The organism is Allokutzneria multivorans, assembly GCF_039537405.1.
Lineage (GTDB): Bacteria > Actinomycetota > Actinomycetes > Mycobacteriales > Pseudonocardiaceae > Allokutzneria > Allokutzneria multivorans.
The window spans coordinates 47,555-61,775 of sequence record NZ_BAABAL010000004.1; the positions used below are offsets into that span (position 1 = coordinate 47,555).

Annotated in this window: 19 protein-coding genes; 17 read left to right on the plus strand and 2 right to left on the minus strand. The window is 68.3% G+C overall.

Going from position 1 to position 14,221, the window contains the following annotated elements; all coding sequences use genetic code 11:
• The first annotated feature begins 2 nt into the window (after positions 1-2).
• The 7 genes from ABD798_RS02160 to ABD798_RS02190 all read left to right on the plus strand — a co-directional run bounded on the left by ABD798_RS02160 (position 3) and on the right by ABD798_RS02190 (position 4,536).
• Complete coding sequence (locus tag ABD798_RS02160; RefSeq protein WP_344870746.1) at positions 3-395, plus strand: PAAR domain-containing protein; 393 nt, start codon at positions 3-5, stop codon at positions 393-395.
• Positions 396-650: 255 nt separating this feature from the next.
• The gene (locus tag ABD798_RS02165; protein ID WP_344870747.1) at positions 651-1,274 is read left to right on the plus strand and encodes a response regulator transcription factor; all 624 of its coding nucleotides are present in this window, start codon (positions 651-653) and stop codon (positions 1,272-1,274) included.
• 38 nt (positions 1,275-1,312) lie between these two features.
• The gene (locus ABD798_RS02170; protein ID WP_344870748.1) at positions 1,313-2,188 is read left to right on the plus strand and encodes an SDR family oxidoreductase; all 876 of its coding nucleotides are present in this window, start codon (positions 1,313-1,315) and stop codon (positions 2,186-2,188) included.
• Between the two features lie 127 nt (positions 2,189-2,315).
• Positions 2,316-2,870 carry an NUDIX hydrolase gene (locus tag ABD798_RS02175; protein WP_344870749.1) on the plus strand — a complete coding sequence of 185 codons (555 nt, stop codon included), beginning with the start codon at positions 2,316-2,318 and terminating at the stop codon, positions 2,868-2,870.
• 139 nt (positions 2,871-3,009) lie between these two features.
• Complete coding sequence (locus ABD798_RS02180; protein ID WP_344870750.1) at positions 3,010-3,261, plus strand: hypothetical protein; 252 nt, start codon at positions 3,010-3,012, stop codon at positions 3,259-3,261.
• A 4-nt stretch (positions 3,262-3,265) separates the two neighbouring features.
• A complete protein-coding gene (locus ABD798_RS02185; protein ID WP_344870751.1) occupies positions 3,266-4,111 on the plus strand; it encodes a DddA-like double-stranded DNA deaminase toxin in 846 nt (281 codons plus the stop codon).
• On the plus strand, positions 4,108-4,536 hold the full coding sequence (locus tag ABD798_RS02190; protein ID WP_344870752.1) for an Imm1 family immunity protein: 429 nt from the start codon (positions 4,108-4,110) through the stop codon (positions 4,534-4,536). The genes ABD798_RS02185 and ABD798_RS02190 overlap by 4 nt, the downstream gene beginning before the upstream one ends.
• Here the strand turns inward: ABD798_RS02190 and ABD798_RS02195 are convergent.
• Positions 4,524-4,904, minus strand: coding sequence for a hypothetical protein (locus tag ABD798_RS02195; RefSeq protein WP_344870753.1), 381 nt, complete (start codon positions 4,902-4,904; stop codon positions 4,524-4,526). The two genes, ABD798_RS02190 and ABD798_RS02195, sit on opposite strands and share 13 nt — an antisense overlap.
• 26 nt (positions 4,905-4,930) lie before the next feature.
• Positions 4,931-5,506, minus strand: a complete 576-nt coding sequence (locus tag ABD798_RS02200; RefSeq protein ID WP_344870754.1) for a Pvc16 family protein — start codon at positions 5,504-5,506, stop codon at positions 4,931-4,933.
• Between the two features lie 152 nt (positions 5,507-5,658).
• On the opposite strand from ABD798_RS02200, the gene ABD798_RS02205 reads away from it, so the two are divergent.
• The 10 genes from ABD798_RS02205 to ABD798_RS02250 are packed head-to-tail and all read left to right on the plus strand — an operon-like array spanning position 5,659 to position 14,211.
• A complete protein-coding gene (locus tag ABD798_RS02205; RefSeq protein WP_344870755.1) occupies positions 5,659-7,152 on the plus strand; it encodes a phage tail sheath family protein in 1,494 nt (497 codons plus the stop codon).
• A 28-nt stretch (positions 7,153-7,180) separates the two neighbouring features.
• Entirely contained in the window at positions 7,181-7,639 is a 459-nt protein-coding gene (locus ABD798_RS02210) for a phage tail protein (RefSeq protein ID WP_086828364.1), read from the plus strand.
• Positions 7,636-8,016, plus strand: a complete 381-nt coding sequence (locus ABD798_RS02215; RefSeq protein ID WP_344870756.1) for a phage tail assembly protein — start codon at positions 7,636-7,638, stop codon at positions 8,014-8,016. The genes ABD798_RS02210 and ABD798_RS02215 overlap by 4 nt, the downstream gene beginning before the upstream one ends.
• On the plus strand, positions 8,013-8,171 hold the full coding sequence (locus ABD798_RS02220; protein WP_344871082.1) for a DUF6760 family protein: 159 nt from the start codon (positions 8,013-8,015) through the stop codon (positions 8,169-8,171). Before ABD798_RS02215 ends, ABD798_RS02220 begins: the two co-directional genes overlap by 4 nt.
• A gap of 14 nt (positions 8,172-8,185) precedes the next feature.
• Complete coding sequence (locus ABD798_RS02225; RefSeq protein ID WP_344870757.1) at positions 8,186-10,144, plus strand: eCIS core domain-containing protein; 1,959 nt, start codon at positions 8,186-8,188, stop codon at positions 10,142-10,144.
• 16 nt (positions 10,145-10,160) lie between these two features.
• On the plus strand, positions 10,161-10,613 hold the full coding sequence (locus ABD798_RS02230; protein ID WP_344870758.1) for a phage tail protein: 453 nt from the start codon (positions 10,161-10,163) through the stop codon (positions 10,611-10,613).
• 9 nt (positions 10,614-10,622) lie between these two features.
• Positions 10,623-11,075, plus strand: a complete 453-nt coding sequence (locus ABD798_RS02235; protein ID WP_344870759.1) for a phage tail protein — start codon at positions 10,623-10,625, stop codon at positions 11,073-11,075.
• Between the two features lie 16 nt (positions 11,076-11,091).
• Positions 11,092-11,889, plus strand: a complete 798-nt coding sequence (locus ABD798_RS02240; protein WP_344870760.1) for a LysM peptidoglycan-binding domain-containing protein — start codon at positions 11,092-11,094, stop codon at positions 11,887-11,889.
• The gene (locus ABD798_RS02245; protein ID WP_344870761.1) at positions 11,886-13,781 is read left to right on the plus strand and encodes a phage baseplate assembly protein V; all 1,896 of its coding nucleotides are present in this window, start codon (positions 11,886-11,888) and stop codon (positions 13,779-13,781) included. The genes ABD798_RS02240 and ABD798_RS02245 overlap by 4 nt, the downstream gene beginning before the upstream one ends.
• Positions 13,782-13,791: 10 nt before the next feature.
• Positions 13,792-14,211: a GPW/gp25 family protein gene (locus ABD798_RS02250; protein ID WP_344870762.1), complete on the plus strand. Its 420-nt coding sequence runs from the start codon at positions 13,792-13,794 to the stop codon at positions 14,209-14,211.
• Positions 14,212-14,221: the final 10 nt, after the last annotated feature.

Here is a 14,221-nt window from a genome sequence, read left to right on the forward strand (position 1 = left end):
TCGTGAGCAAACCAGTCGCGAAGATGGGGGACCGGGTCGCCGGGACGGACATCCACGTCGTGCTCGTGCCGTCCTCGGGCGGGCCGGTGCCGACGCCGATGTCCCTGCCGTTCGCGGGCACGATCACCGGCGGCTGCTGCACGACGGTGCTCGTCGGCGGCCAGCCGATCGCCACGGTGGGCAGCGAGGCGACCAACGTCCCACCGCACGTCGCGCCGAACGGCACCTTCCAGAACCAGCCGACGAACAAGGGCTACGTCCTGCTGGGCAGCATGACGGTGCTCGCGGGCGGCAAGCCGGTCGCTCGCATGGGCGACAGGGTCATGACCTGCAACGATCCCGCGCCCATGCCGACGGGCACGATCATCGCGGTCGGGCAGGTCCTCGCGGGCTGAACCCTGGGCAACGGCCAACCACCGTCCGCCCTGCAAGCGGTTGAGCTGTGTTCCGGTCACGGTGTCGCCGGGGGTCAGGGTGTCTTCAAGACCGGCAAACCCCGCTGTTGATCATCGTTGACCGCCACAAACCCTGCGGTCCTGATGATGTACCCGACAGGCCCTAGGGACCCGCCTGGGGTCGGACCCCAGGGCTCGGGCCCAGCCGGTGCGCGAGCCTTCTCTGGAGACGAACTCCCGAGGAGGTGGGTGACCATGACCGTCCGGACCCCCGTGTACGTGCACGCGTCCGATCCGATCCTGCGGACCGGGCTCGCCGCGGCGCTGCGCGGCCAGCCGGGCATGCTGGTCGTGGACCACGCGGCCGTCGACGGCTCGGTGATCGGCGTGCTCGCCGCGGAGCGGATGGACGACGAGGTGACCGCCGAGCTGCGCAAGCTGCACGCCACCGGCTGCCACCGCGTCGTGCTCGTGGTGACCAAGATCGACAGCGTCGACCTGCCCGAGGCGGTGGACCTCGGAGTGTGCGCGGTGGTGCGGCGCGGAGAGGCCAGCGCGGAGCACCTCGCCGACGTGGTGGGCCGGGCCTCGCGCGGGGAGGCCGCGCTGCCGCCGGAGATGCTGGCGCGGCTGCTCAAACAGGTGGCGCGCATGCAGCGCAACATGATCAGCAACGGCGCCGGGTTCAACGGGCTGTCCCGCCGCGAGGCCGACGTGCTCCGGCTGGTGTCGCAGGGCCTGGAGACCAAGGACATCGCGACGCGGCTGTGCTACTCCGAGCGCACGGTCAAGAACGTGCTGCACGACGTGACCTCGCGCTTCCACCTGCGCAACCGCTCGCACGCCGTCGCCTACGCGATGCGCGAAGGCCTCATTTAGGGCAGGAGGTGACCGCAGGCCGTCCTAGCCTTCGGCTCATGAGCGATGAGCCGGAGAAGGTCCTGGTCACTGGGGCGACCGGGCTCGTGGGGCGGCACGTGGTCGAGCAACTCCGCCGAGCCGGGGTGCCCGTGCGCGCGCTGACCCGCACCCCGGCGACGGCCAACCTGCCCGCGGAGGTCGAGGTCGTGCAGGGCGACCTCACCGAGCCGGCCGCACTCGCCTCCGCGTTCGCGGGAGTGGACCGGCTCTACCTCTTCGCGGTGCCCGAAACCGCTCGCGAAGTCGTTGCGCTGGCTCACGAAGCGGGCGTGCGCAGAGTCGTCGTGCTCTCCGCCGCAGCCGTCACCGTCGGCCTCGACACCTACCACCACCCGCTGGTGGAGCAGGCGGTGATGGACTCCGGTCTGGAGTGGACGATGGTGCGGCCGGGCGAGTTCATGACGAACATGCTCCAGGTCTGGGCCCCGTCCGTCCGGGCCGAGCGGGTGGTCCGCTACCCCTTCGCCGACCAGGTCGGAGTGCCGGTGCACGAAGCGGACGTGGCGGCCGTCGCTGTCGCGGCGCTCTTGCAGGACCGGCACGTCGGCGCGATCTACACCCTCACCGGGCCCGCGCAGATCACCTACCGCCAGCAGGTGGCGGCCATCGGCGCGGCGCTGGGCGAGGAGGTCCACTACGAGGAGGTCACCCGCGAACGCGCCCGCGACCTGCTCAAGGCCCAGGGCGGAGCGGCAGCCGCCAGCGCCGACATGCTGCTCGGGTTCGTCGACTACGGCGGCGCGGAGAGCACAGACCAGGCAGAGGACCACTCCGAGCTGCTGCGCCCGTGGCCCGGCGTTCACGACGCAACCGGCCGCCCCGCCAGAACCTTCGAGGAGTGGGCCCGCGACCACATCGCCGACTTCCGCTGACGAGAGCTCGCCGTGGTCGCGCTGACAGGTGATGTGTGCGCCAGATGGCCAGTGTGGGAGCGGGCTGGGTATTCGACGAAGCAACAGTCAAGCTCCGTCAGCATCGCCTGGCGGTAGCGTTGAACCCGTGCCCCTGAACCAGAACCAGCCTGAACTGACTCGATGGACGATCCACGGCGAGCGAGTCGTTGACGACACGAGGCGCCTGCGCTTGAGCATCGCGTCAGTTGAACTCCCTGACGGAGTCGCATTCGAGCAGTACGTACTTAGGATTCCCAAGGCCGCGATGATGCTCGTTGTGGACGACAGTGACCGCGTCCTCATGATGTGGCGGCATCGATTCATTATCGATCGATGGGTGTGGGAACTGCCCGGCGGATACGTTGACCCGGGCGAGGAACCCGCTGTTACTGCGGCCCGGGAAGTCGAAGAAGAGACTGGTTGGCGACCGCGCGGCATCGAACAATTTCCATCTTTTCAGCCCATGGTCGGAAGTGCGGATGCGGAGAATCTAATCTTCCTCGCCCGAGGAGCGGACTACATTGGCGAACCGAAGGATATAAATGAGGCCGAGAGAGTGGCTTGGGTTCCGCTGGACTCGATCCGCGCAAGAATCGAGAAAGGTGAAATCGTGGGAGCGGCCTCGCAAATCGCCCTGCTTCATTTGCTGGCTTCCCGCTAGGCGCGAGGGGTTGGAACCCCATTTTCGCCCATGATTCGAACCGCGCCCTTACGAGCCCAAGCGTGAGCCGGAGGCGGCGCAGCAGGGCACCGCAGAGACCTACAGGCCGCGCTGACGGGGGGACATCGTGGAGTCGTCGGTGGGTGAGGTACGGGAGATCCTGCTTCAGCTCGCGTCGATCACGCAGGAGAAGATCGGCGAAGCGGAGAGCCTGCGAACCGGGGCCGAGGCGGCACATCAGGAACTGGTCCTGGTCTGGGACGGCTCGCGCCATGAGGCCGCCTACACCGCGCAGGCGTCTTGCGCGAGCGCCGTGGACGACGTCCGCGACGGGGTGTCCCGGCTGCACCGTGCGGCGGAGGTTCTGACCTCCGCCGCGCACCGGATGTGACCCGATGTCGTCTTTCTCCGAGGTCTCCGCCAGGCTGGTCGCGGCCCGTGACAGCCTGTCCCCAGGGCAGCTTCGCGAACTCGCCCGAGCTATCCGGGACGAGCTCCGGCCCGCGCTCGCACAGGTCGCCGCCGGGAGCGAGCACTACGACCTTCACGACGCGCTCGGCCTGCTCGGCAGCGCGGCGGATGCCTTCGAGGACGCGGCGAACAAGATGGACCTCACCGCCGAGCGCATCGTGTTCTATCTCGCCGACGTCTTCGCCGCGCCCAGCATCGGCGAGCCCATGCCGGTGCCCGAGCCGCAGGACCGCATCCCGGCTCGGCGAAGCTCCTCGATCCCCCACCCTTCGACGTTGCCACCGAAGTTGATGGCCCAGACCCTCGACCCGGCTTGGGCTCGCACGCACCAGGCGAAGCTTCGCGACCGCCCAGACGACACGGGACCCACGACCGGTTTGGTGTTCTTCTCCGACTTCACCGAAGGCGTCATCGGCAGCGGCTCGCCTGCGCCCGTTCGTGAAGGGCATGAGGACTCCGAAGTGGACCGCGCCGAACGCGAGACCATCAACACCTCTGGATTGATCCTGGCGAACTCCGAACACTTCCCCGCTAGGCCAGATGAGACAAGCTTCTTCGTTCAAACGCACGTTGAAACCAAAGTTGCCACCGTGATGCGGCAACGGGGGATCACCTATGCCGCCGTCGTCATCAACAACGTCAGCGTATGTGACGGAAAGCGAGGCTGTCGGGTGGCGGTGGCCGCGATTCTCCCCGAGGGGTATACCCTTGTGGTCTGGGAACGTGGCGCCGATGAGCCCGTCATCATCAAAGGAAAGGCGCTTCCATGATAGTCGTCACGGCACTCATGCTGAACAAACCCTACTTTGCTGACTCGCTCGACGAAGCGGAAGCCCTCATTGATGACGTGCTCAGTGGGAATTACTGGCAGAACATGACCAAGCTGTACATGGCAGACCGGCGCGCGGTGGACGGCTTCTATCCAGAGCACCAATTCGGCCTTGGCACCGACAGGTACGGTAGGTTCGCCGCTGCTCACTACGTCACAGACAGCGGAGATGGAATGGTGCGTCAGTCGCTCAATCCGGCGCCGCCCGCCGACGCGCCACGGATTATCTGCGACGCCGAAAGTGAAATATTCTTTCCTGCGAGCGCCGTCATCTCGCATGCGGCAGCCAAGGAAGCCGCAATGGAATACTGTCGCACCGGCGCGTTGCCCACAAACCTAATCTGGCAACCGTGCTACTGGTGCTGACGCGCGAAACCCGGCTTCGTGGTGATGCCTGTTGAAGCGAAAGAGGCCCCTTCGCTTGAGAAGCGCGCTGCCACGCCCTTGGGGACGGAGAGGAGTCCGGCGCCGAGGACGCGCTCGGCGGAGTCACGTAGGAGGGTCAGTAGAGGCCATTCCGTTGGTATCGGAGCGGTGGGACACGGTGATGTCCGCGGCATGAGCGAGTCGACGATGGCGGTGCGGACCGCCGCACCAATGGCTGCGGCGTCGATCTGGTGCTTGTCGGCAACGGCGTGGGCGAGCTGGTCCACTGCTGCTTCGAGGTCGGTGACCATGCCGCGCGTGCCGTATGCGTTGGCGTCGGCGAGACGCAGGAGATCAACGCGGCGCACCTGGATCTCGGGGTAGACGGCGGATTCTAGCTGGTGGGCGGAGTGAGGCGGGGGGCTCGCGAGGTCGTGGAGTGGGTGCCCTCGGTGAGGTGGACGCGGCGGCGCGGGATGGGGCCGGTGTGCACGGGGCGGCGTTCGGAGCCGAGGTCCAGGGTCTCGACGGCGGGGGAGAGGCCGCTGTCCACGTCGGGCACGAGCGGGCCGACCACCGCGATGCCGATACCGGGTTCCTCCAGCGGCACCCCGACGGACAAGATCGTCGGCATGCCCGCCTGCAACGGCAGCGGTAGTGATTCGAGGGACGCCAGCGCGCGCAGCACGAGCTCCAGCAGCTGGTGCTCCTCCTCGGGCCGCGAAGCCGCGACGCACAGCCGGTAGGTCAGCCGGAACCGTCGAACGGGCTGGCGCCGCGCCACGACCTTGCCGTGCGAGTCGCGGACGTCCGTCCAGTCGGTGCCGCCTTGCTCGGCCCGGATTCCCAGCAGCAGCAAGGAGATCACGGGCGAGGAAGCGTCCTCCGGCGGGCCGAGCGAGACGCGGGCGCGGGAGCCCAGCGTCGACTCCAGCACGGCCCGCAGCGCGGCGTCGATGTCGGTGATCACCTCACTGAGGGTGCACCGGCGTTGCGTGCCTGGTGGACGGTCCGGCTTGCCCGATCGGGCAGGACGGGGTGCCCGCGCGACGGGCTGGAGAGCACCTGGGGAGTCCGCGTCGCCGCTGTGAAGCTTGCGACTGAGACAAACCGGGAGGACCTATGCCGAACTACTTGGCGCCAGGGGTGTACGTCGAAGAGGTGTCCTCGGGCTCCAAACCGATCGAGGGCGTTGGAACGGCCGTGGGCGCGTTCATCGGCTTCGCTGAGAAGGGGCCCGTGAACGAGCCCGTGCTCGTCACCAACTGGACGCAGTTCACCCAGGCCTTCGGCGGTTTCGTCGACGGTTCCTACCTCGCGCACTCGGTGTACGGCTACTTCCTCAACGGCGGCGGGCGCGCCTACGTGGTGCGCGTCGGCGCGGAAGGTCCGCGCGGAGCCGTCGCGCAGCTGCCCACCGGCGCGGACACGCCGCCGCTGACGTTGCGCGCGCGGGCCGGGGTCGACGCGGAGATCTCCGTCGCGGTCGAAGAGTCCACAAAGGACACTTTCAAGCTCGTCGTGAAGAAGGCGGGCAAGGTCGAGGAGACCCACGAGAACCTCAGCACCCGCAGGGGTCCCGGCTTCGTGGTGACCGCGTTGCGCCAGCGCTCCAAACTGATCGAGGTCGAGGAGCAGCAGGCGGGCAAGCTCGCCGCCCCGGTGACCGGCACGGAGGTCGTGCTCGCGCACGTGGACGCGGCGCCGGCGGTGTCGGCGCGCGACTACATCGGCGACGCGGCCGACCGCACGGGCTTCGCCGGGCTTGAGGCCATCGACGACGTGACCATGCTGTGCGCGCCCGACCTCATGGCGGCGCACCAGCGCGGGCTGCTCGACGAGGACGGCGTGAAAGCCGTTCAGGAAGCCATGATCGCGCACTGCGAGCTGATGTCCGACCGCGTCGCGATCCTGGACAGCCCGAAGGGCCTCAACGCCCAGCAGGTCAGGAAGTGGCGCACGGACTTCGCGGGCTACGACTCGAAGTACGCGACGATGTACTGGCCGTGGGTCAAGGTCGTCGACCCGTTGTCCGGCAAGACCAACGAGATCCCGCCGAGCGGGCACCTCGCCGGGGTCTGGGCGCGCAGCGACGCCACGCGCGGCGTGCACAAGGCCCCCGCCAACGAGCAGCTGCGCGGCGTCGTCGCGCTGGAGCTGGCGATCACCAAGAGCGAGCACGACGCGCTCAACCCGATCGGGCTCAACTGCCTGCGCTCCTTCCCCGGCCAGGGCATCAGGGTGTGGGGCGCGCGGACGCTCTCCAGCGACCCGGAATGGCGTTACCTCAACGTGCGCAGGCTTTTCAACTACGTGGAGAAGTCCATTCTCCAGGGCACGAACTGGGTGGTCTTCGAGCCCAACGACCCGAAGCTGTGGGACTCGGTCAAGCGCACGATCACCATGTTCCTGCGCGGGGTCTGGCGCGACGGCGCGCTCTTCGGCCGCACCCCCAACGAGTCCTTCTACGTCAAGTGCGACGAGGAGAACAACCCGCAGGAGAACCGGGACAACGGCATCCTCACGGTCGAGATCGGCATCGCCCCGGTCAAGCCCGCCGAGTTCGTCGTGTTCCGCATCTCGCAGTACGCCGAAGGTGCAGGGCTCGAAGAATGAGAGACAAGCAGCGTAAGGGGAACCAACGATGATGGGACTGGGCCCGAACCAGAACCAGGACGCGCTCACCGCCGCCAGGTTCTCCATCACGGTGGACGGCTACGAGCTGGCCTGCTTCACCGAGCTGACCGGCATCACCACCCAGGTGGAGCCGGTGGACTACATGTACTCCTCCGACCGCGAGGTCGGCTTCAAGAAGCTGCCCGGCAGCAAGAAGCCGCCGACGGTGATCCTCAAGCGCGGCAAGACCGGCGGCATGCAGCTGTGGGCCTGGCACGAGGCCGTGCTCACCGGCAACATCGTCGCCGCGCGCAAGAGCTGTTCGCTGGTCATGTACAACTTCGACGGGCAGCCGGTCGCGCGGTACTACCTGGAGAACGCCTGGCCCTCGAAGCTGGAGATCGGGGCGCTGAAGGCGGGCTCCAACGACGTGCTCACCGAGTCGGTCACCATTGTGTGCGAACACATCCAGCGGGTGGCCCCATGAGCTCGGCGCTGCGCACGGAATACCCGTTCACGCTGCCGCGCGGCTACGTGGACGACGCGGGCACGACGCACCGCGAAGGCGTCATGCGGCTGGCGACGGCGCGCGACGAGCTGACCCCGCAGACCGATCCGCGAGTCCGGCAGAACCCGGCCTACCTGACCGTGCTGTTGCTGGAGCGCACGGTCACCAAGCTCGGTTCTCTGTCCGCTGTGGACACCTTCGTGGTGGAGAGCCTGTTCGCCTCCGATCTCGCGTTCCTCCAGGACCTCTACCGCCGGATCAACCAGGAGGGGCACACCGAGGCCACGGTGAGCTGTCCCGGCTGCGGCAACGACTTCTCGGTGGACGTCGCCGGTGATGCCTCGGGGAGATCCTGACGTACGCGGCCGACCGGCTGTGGGAGGAAGTCGCGTACGTCGCCTATTACCTGCACTGGCCTTTTGAGTCCATTGTGGACATGGAACACCCGGCCCGGGTCCGGGTCATCCAGGAGATCGGCGCGATCAACGGCCGACTCAGCGCCGTTGAGTGAGAAGGGAGTTCGCCATGCGCTGGTCGTGGCCTTGGGCGTCCAAGCGGTCGCGCGAGCGCGTCATCGCGGCGCCGCCGCGAGTGCGCCAAGCGTGGCGACACCTGCCCGCGCTCGGCCTGACCTTCAAGCGCGCGGCACCCCTCGTGGGCCTGTCGGAGCTGAGGGTGATCCACCCCCTGATCCATGCTCCGACATCGAGCGCGAAATCCTCCGACGCGCCAAGGGGAATCGTCGAGGGCATCACCACCGTGGTTCCCGTGCAGGCGGACGAGCAACCGGTGCAGCTCGTCGAACTCCCGCCGCCGGTGCACCGCGTCGTGCCGGTTCGGCGAACACCAACGATCCCCGAGCGGCTGGTGCTCGCCGAGCCGCGCTTCGTCGGTGAGCCAAGGGAGCCTGAGCAACCGCACCGACCACCTGCCTGGCTCAACCCGACTCCGTTCATGCCACTGCCGGAGGCGCCGCCGCCCGAGCCCGCTCCACGTCCGCAAGCCCGTCCTCGGCGCAACCTCGGACAGTCACGCAGGCTGGGCCTCGGCGCGCCGATCCCACAGGTGCCCGCAGCGGACGAGGAAGAGGAACCCGAAGCGGCACTCCCCTTGCACCAGCAGCTCCTCCGAGTGAAGCCGCCCACCGTCGAGCGGGTTCCGCCGGACCTGGCCGCCCGTGTCACGGCAGCGCACGGGACCGACGTCTCGGACGTGACTGTCCACAGAGGACCGGAGGTCTCCGCTGAAGCCGCTTCGCGTGGCACGCGCGCGTTCACCCGGGACGGCACGGTGTTCCTGCCCGCCGAAGCCGGGCCGATCGACGCGCCGGAGGTGCGCGGCCTGCTCGGGCACGAGCTGACCCACGTCGTCCAGCAGCGCATGCTCGGTCCCGCGTTGCCGGAAGAGAACTCCGCACACGGGCTTTCCCTTGAACTGCAAGCCATGCAGGGTGGCGAATGGGCAGCGGGGACCAAAGCGCAGCCGCCGGAGCTGCGCCATGCCCCGCCGCGAGAGCGCACGACAGCCTCCAGCGGCGCGGTGCAACACGAGCTCCCGCACGACAAGATCATGGAGATCGCCCGGGGCCTGGCCAAGAGCGAGCTGCGCGACCGGGACGACTACACCGAACCGGATCACGGGCAGGTCGAGCGCTGGTTCGAGACCGTCCGCGATGCCGGTGGTGTTACCGCGCACAAGGACATGGACGACCACGAAATCCGTGCCATGGCGAAGAAGCTCGTCGATGCCGCGATTCGCATGGAGGGCACCGGCCGGGCTCCGTCCTTCGCCGAGGTCGACAGCATGCAGAGGGTGCTGAAGCACTACCTGGACGAGGACTCCGCCGACAGCGGCGCCGCGCCCGTCGAGAAGTACGAGTCATGGTCGGACCTGCGGCGCGGCGTGGCGGCCCACCTGCTCACCCCGTTCAACGACGGCGAGCGTGATATGGCGGAAGCCGTGCTGGGCAAGGGGATGAAGAAGCTCGGGCTCGGCGGGAAGTTCTCCACGCCCGAACAGGAGAAGCCGACGGCCGCGAGCTGGACCGCGCCCTGGGCGGAGAAGGACGACCCGAAACCGGCGCCGAAGGCGCACGAGTCCTGGGGTGAGCTGATGGGCGACGCGGGCAGTTCGGTCGCCAAGTCGCTGCTCCAGCCGTACGGGATCGACCTCTCCGAGTCCGAGGACAGAACCCTGAGGGACATGGCTTCGCACCCGAGCAAGACCGCGCACTGGTTGTGGGACAACGCTCGCGGCATGGCGAAGGCCCGTTCGACGAGTGCCTGGTCGGACTGGGAACCGTCCCCGGCGGAGGAGACCGAACACGCGGTGGAGACCGCCAAACGCAACAACGGCAAGAACGAGATGGCCGACATGAACTTCGACCAGCTCGTCCACCAGATCTACCAACGGGTTCGCAGCGCACTGCGCGAGGAACTGATCGTCGGCCGTGAACGGGCCGGACACCTGTCCGACCCGCGCTAGCTGGAAGGAGAACACTATGGCAATCGGCGCCGACGCTCGGATCGCGATGGCCAACCGGTTCGAGGTGATCATGGACCACGGGGCGCACAACCTCGGCAGCTGGTCGAAGGTCCAGGGCCTCGACGTGAGCTGGGACGTGGTGGAGTACCGCGCGGGTGACGCGGGCAACGACCGCTGGTACTTCCCCGGCAACACCAAGTACCAGACGATCAAGCTCGAACGCGCCGCGTGCGAGGAGTCGAAGAAGGTGCGCGACTGGCTGTCGGCCACCTCCTTCAAGCACGGCAGCCACGGCGGCTCAGTGGTGCTCTTCGACGCCAGCGGCAAGAAGGTCATGGAGTGGGAGCTGCGCGACGTGATGCCCGCCAAGTGGGGCATCGCCGGCTTCGAGGCCATGCAGAGCAAGGTCGCGCTGGAGACCCTGGAGCTGATGCACCGCGGCTTCCTCGACGACCAGATCAAGCTCTGAGGGGGCGCGATGTCCTTGGCCAGCAACGCCCGCGTCGGCATGGCGATGCGCTTCCACGTCGCCGTCGACGGCATCGACCTCGGTGGCTGGCGCAGCTGCAAGGGGCTCTCGGTCACCTTCGAGACCGACGCCTTCGTCGACGGCGGCAACTACGAGTCCAAGACCTACCTGCCGAAGTGCCTGGACTACCCGCCGGTGACCCTGCAACGCGCGATGACCTCCGCCGACTCCTCCCGCGTGCAGGAGTGGCTGGCCGGACTCGTCGACGACTGGATGAACGGCTACGGAGTCCACAAAGGAGGGACGGCGCGCATCACCCTGCTGGACGCCAAGGGGGAGAAGGTGAGCAGCTGGTCGCTGCGCAACGTGCTGCCCAAGAGCTGGCGCGGCCCGGAGCTGGACGCCAAGGGCAGCGAGGTCGCCATCGAGCAGCTGGAGCTGCTGCACCAGGGATTCCTGTGACCGGGAGGAGAAACCGATGCTGGAGGCTTTGACCGGGCTCGCCGAGGGCCGCGTCCCCGCGCAGCTGGTCTGCCGCATGCCGCCCTCGATGGGGATCGTGCTCTTCGACTTCAACCCGGAGCAGATCGTCCTGGAGCGCACCACGGAGGTCATCACCCACCCCAACTCCTCGGCGGGTGCGTCCCCCGCGTACTTCAAGAAGTCCGACGAACCCAAGATCAACCTCAACGGCCTGGTCTTCGACGGGCCGGACACCAAGGCCAAGTGCGACCGGCTGCTGAACTGGCTCACCCCCAGCGGTGGACTCCTGGACGGCCTGCTCACCGGGGCCATGCCGCTGTCGATGAAGGCCGTGACCGGCAAGCTGGGCGTCGGCAAGCGGGTCGGAGGGCTCACGCTCTCGCCGTTCCGCGACTACACGACGAAACTGCCCAGGCTCACCTTCAACTGGGGGCCGCCGATCGCCGGGTTCTTCTACGACGTCAACCTGCTCAGCGTGAACATCACCTACACCCGGTTCAGCAAGCTCGGAATCCCGGTGCGCGCCAAGGTGAACCTGAGCTTCCGTGAGATCCGCAGCATCCTCTCGACGCTGCCCACCAACCCCACCTCCGGCGGCCCGCCCGGACGCGCGGGGCACTCCGTTTCCGAGCGGGAGACCTTGCCGGGCATCGCGGTGGAGCACTACGGCAGGCCGGGGGACTGGCGCCGCCTCGCCGAGGCCAACGACGTCGAGGACCCGATGCGCGTGCGCCCCGGCGACTCCCTCTACCTGCCCAATCCCGAGGAGCTGCACGAGAGGGGCGAGTCGTGATCAACCCGCTCAGCCTGCTCGGCAACACCGCCGACGGCGTCAGCGTCCGGGCCCGCGTGGAGATCGGGCAGATGCTGCCGCTGGGCCTCAGCTCGGAGGTGGAGGAGCGCATCCGCCGCGTCGTCGTGGACAACGACCGCAACCTGCCGGGGATGTTCGAGATCACCTTCGACGACTCCGAGGGCTGGCTGGTCGACCGCAACGGCTTCGGCATCGGCAGCTCCGTGTCGATCTACGACGGCCGCACCGACAACGAACTGATCAGCGGCGAGATCACCTCCATCGAGGCGAAGTGCTCCGCCAACGCGACCCTGACCGTGCTGCGCGGCTACGAGAAGGCGCACCGCATGCAGCGGGCCAAGCGCTCCAGGACCTTCGTGTACACGATGGACTCAGTGGTGGCGCTGCAGATCGCGGCCGAGTACGGCCTCAAGATCGGTTTCGTCGAGCCGTCGCGGCGCGTGCACGCGCACCTCGCCCAGGTCGGGCAGACCGACTGGGACTTCTTGCAGTGGCGCGCCAGCGAGATCGGCTTCGAGACCGGGGTCTCCGGCGGCTCGTTCTACTTCCGCAGGCCGGTGCGCCCCGGCGGCGTCCTGATCGGCGTCGCCAGGACGCTCTTCGGCAGGCAGACCGCGGTGGAGTTCAAGAAGGACCTGCTGACCTTCTCGCCCAGGATGACCGGCGCGGCGCTGACCCCCGAGGTCGAGGTGCGCGTGTGGGACCCGTGGGCCTGCGACGTCCGCGTCGGCAAGGCCTCGCTGCGCGCCACCACCGCGAAGATCGCCGACGACTCGCCGGAGGGCCTCGCCAAGATCTTCGCCAGGTCGTCGCTGTTCTCGCTGGCGATCCCCAAGGCGGTGAAGGTGCCCAAGCTGCCGGTGATCGGCACGCACCGCGCGGCTCCGCCGCCGAGCCCCGTCGCGCACGTCGTCACCGACCAGCCGGTCGCGGGCGGGCTGGGCGGTGCGGCGGCCGCCGAGGACCTCGCGGAGAGCATCGCCGACCGCCTCGTCTCCTGCTACGCCGAGGCGGAGGGCAGGGCGCTGGGAAACCCGCTGATCAACGCGGGCGGCCTGGTCAAGGTCTCCGGTGTGCCACGGCAGTTCCAGGGAACGTGGTCGGTCACCGGCGCCAGGCACATCTTCGACGACTCCGAGGGCGGCTACGTCACGCACTTCACCGTCTCCGGCAGGCAGGACCGCTCGCTGCACGGGCTCACCACGAGCACCCTTCCGCGCGCCCCGCGCATCGACGGCGTCGTGTGCGGAGTGATCAGCAACGTCAACGATCTGTTCCGCCGCAACAGGGTCAAGGTGACGCTGCCGTGGCTCGCGCCGGACTTCGAGACCGACTGGGCGCGCGTGGTGCACCCGGGTGCGGGGGTGAAGAGCGGCACCGTGTTCATGCCCGAGGTCAACGACGAGGTCCTGGTGGCCTTCGAGCACGGCGACGTCCGACGGCCCTACGTGCTGGGCGGGCTGACCAACAGCATGACCGAGTTCGACCTCGGCGGGCCTGCCGTCCGCACCCTCGGGGTGACCGGGTCCGTTGTGCGGCGCGGGATCGCCAGCCCCACGGGAAACCAGCTCGTCTTCGAGGACGACCTGCTCACCCTCTCCTCGAAGGTGAGCCTGGGCAGCGGGGACGTCGGGCTGTCCATGGACCGCGTCCTGGGCAACGTGACCGTCAGCGCCAAGCCCGAGGTCGGGGCGGGCGGCACCGTCGTCATCGACTGCGGCAACGCGGGCGCCGTGCAGATCAAGGCCGGTACCGGTGGCGCCGTGACGGTGGACGGCGGCGAGTTCCTCACCCTGTCCGCGCGCGCCGCCGTCCGCATCGCCAGCGACGGGATCGTGGAGATCAAGGGCACCGCGATCAAGCTCAACTGAGGAGGTGGCGATGGGCGAGCAGCAGCTGGACCGGTTCATCGGAGCGGGCTGGGCCTTCCCGATGGGCGTCGGCCCGACCGGCGGGATCGCGTTGGTGCGCCGGGAACAGGAGCTGGAGCAGGCGATGCGGCTGATCCTGTCGACCTACCCGGGGGAGCGGCCGATGCGACCCGCCTTCGGCAGCAGGTTGCGGGACTTTGTCTTCGAGCCCGTGGACACCCGCACCGCCGCCGAGCTGGCCCAGGAGGTGCGGCAGTCGTTGCTGCGCTGGGAACCCCGCGTGGACGTGGCCGACGTGACCGTGACCCCCGACCCGGAGGACCCCTCCGTGCTCTACCTGGACATCCAGTACGTGCCCAAGGGCACCAACGACCCCCGCAACCTGGTCTTCCCGTTCTACACCATTCCCGATGACGGAACCGACTACTGAGATGACCGAC

Excerpts from the sequence above, each read along its gene's own strand:
- ABD798_RS02165 (WP_344870747.1), top strand. The coding sequence starts at position 651 with ATGACCGTCCGGACCCCCGTGTACGTGCACGCGTCCGATCCGATCCTG.
- ABD798_RS02170 (WP_344870748.1), top strand. The coding sequence starts at position 1,313 with ATGAGCGATGAGCCGGAGAAGGTCCTGGTCACTGGGGCGACCGGGCTC.
- ABD798_RS02185 (WP_344870751.1), top strand. The coding sequence starts at position 3,266 with ATGTCGTCTTTCTCCGAGGTCTCCGCCAGGCTGGTCGCGGCCCGTGAC.
- ABD798_RS02190 (WP_344870752.1), top strand. The coding sequence starts at position 4,108 with ATGATAGTCGTCACGGCACTCATGCTGAACAAACCCTACTTTGCTGAC.
- ABD798_RS02205 (WP_344870755.1), top strand. The coding sequence starts at position 5,659 with ATGCCGAACTACTTGGCGCCAGGGGTGTACGTCGAAGAGGTGTCCTCG.
- ABD798_RS02210 (WP_086828364.1), top strand. The coding sequence starts at position 7,181 with ATGATGGGACTGGGCCCGAACCAGAACCAGGACGCGCTCACCGCCGCC.
- ABD798_RS02215 (WP_344870756.1), top strand. The coding sequence starts at position 7,636 with ATGAGCTCGGCGCTGCGCACGGAATACCCGTTCACGCTGCCGCGCGGC.
- ABD798_RS02225 (WP_344870757.1), top strand. The coding sequence starts at position 8,186 with ATGCGCTGGTCGTGGCCTTGGGCGTCCAAGCGGTCGCGCGAGCGCGTC.
- ABD798_RS02230 (WP_344870758.1), top strand. The coding sequence starts at position 10,161 with ATGGCAATCGGCGCCGACGCTCGGATCGCGATGGCCAACCGGTTCGAG.
- ABD798_RS02235 (WP_344870759.1), top strand. The coding sequence starts at position 10,623 with ATGTCCTTGGCCAGCAACGCCCGCGTCGGCATGGCGATGCGCTTCCAC.
- ABD798_RS02240 (WP_344870760.1), top strand. The coding sequence starts at position 11,092 with ATGCTGGAGGCTTTGACCGGGCTCGCCGAGGGCCGCGTCCCCGCGCAG.
- ABD798_RS02250 (WP_344870762.1), top strand. The coding sequence starts at position 13,792 with ATGGGCGAGCAGCAGCTGGACCGGTTCATCGGAGCGGGCTGGGCCTTC.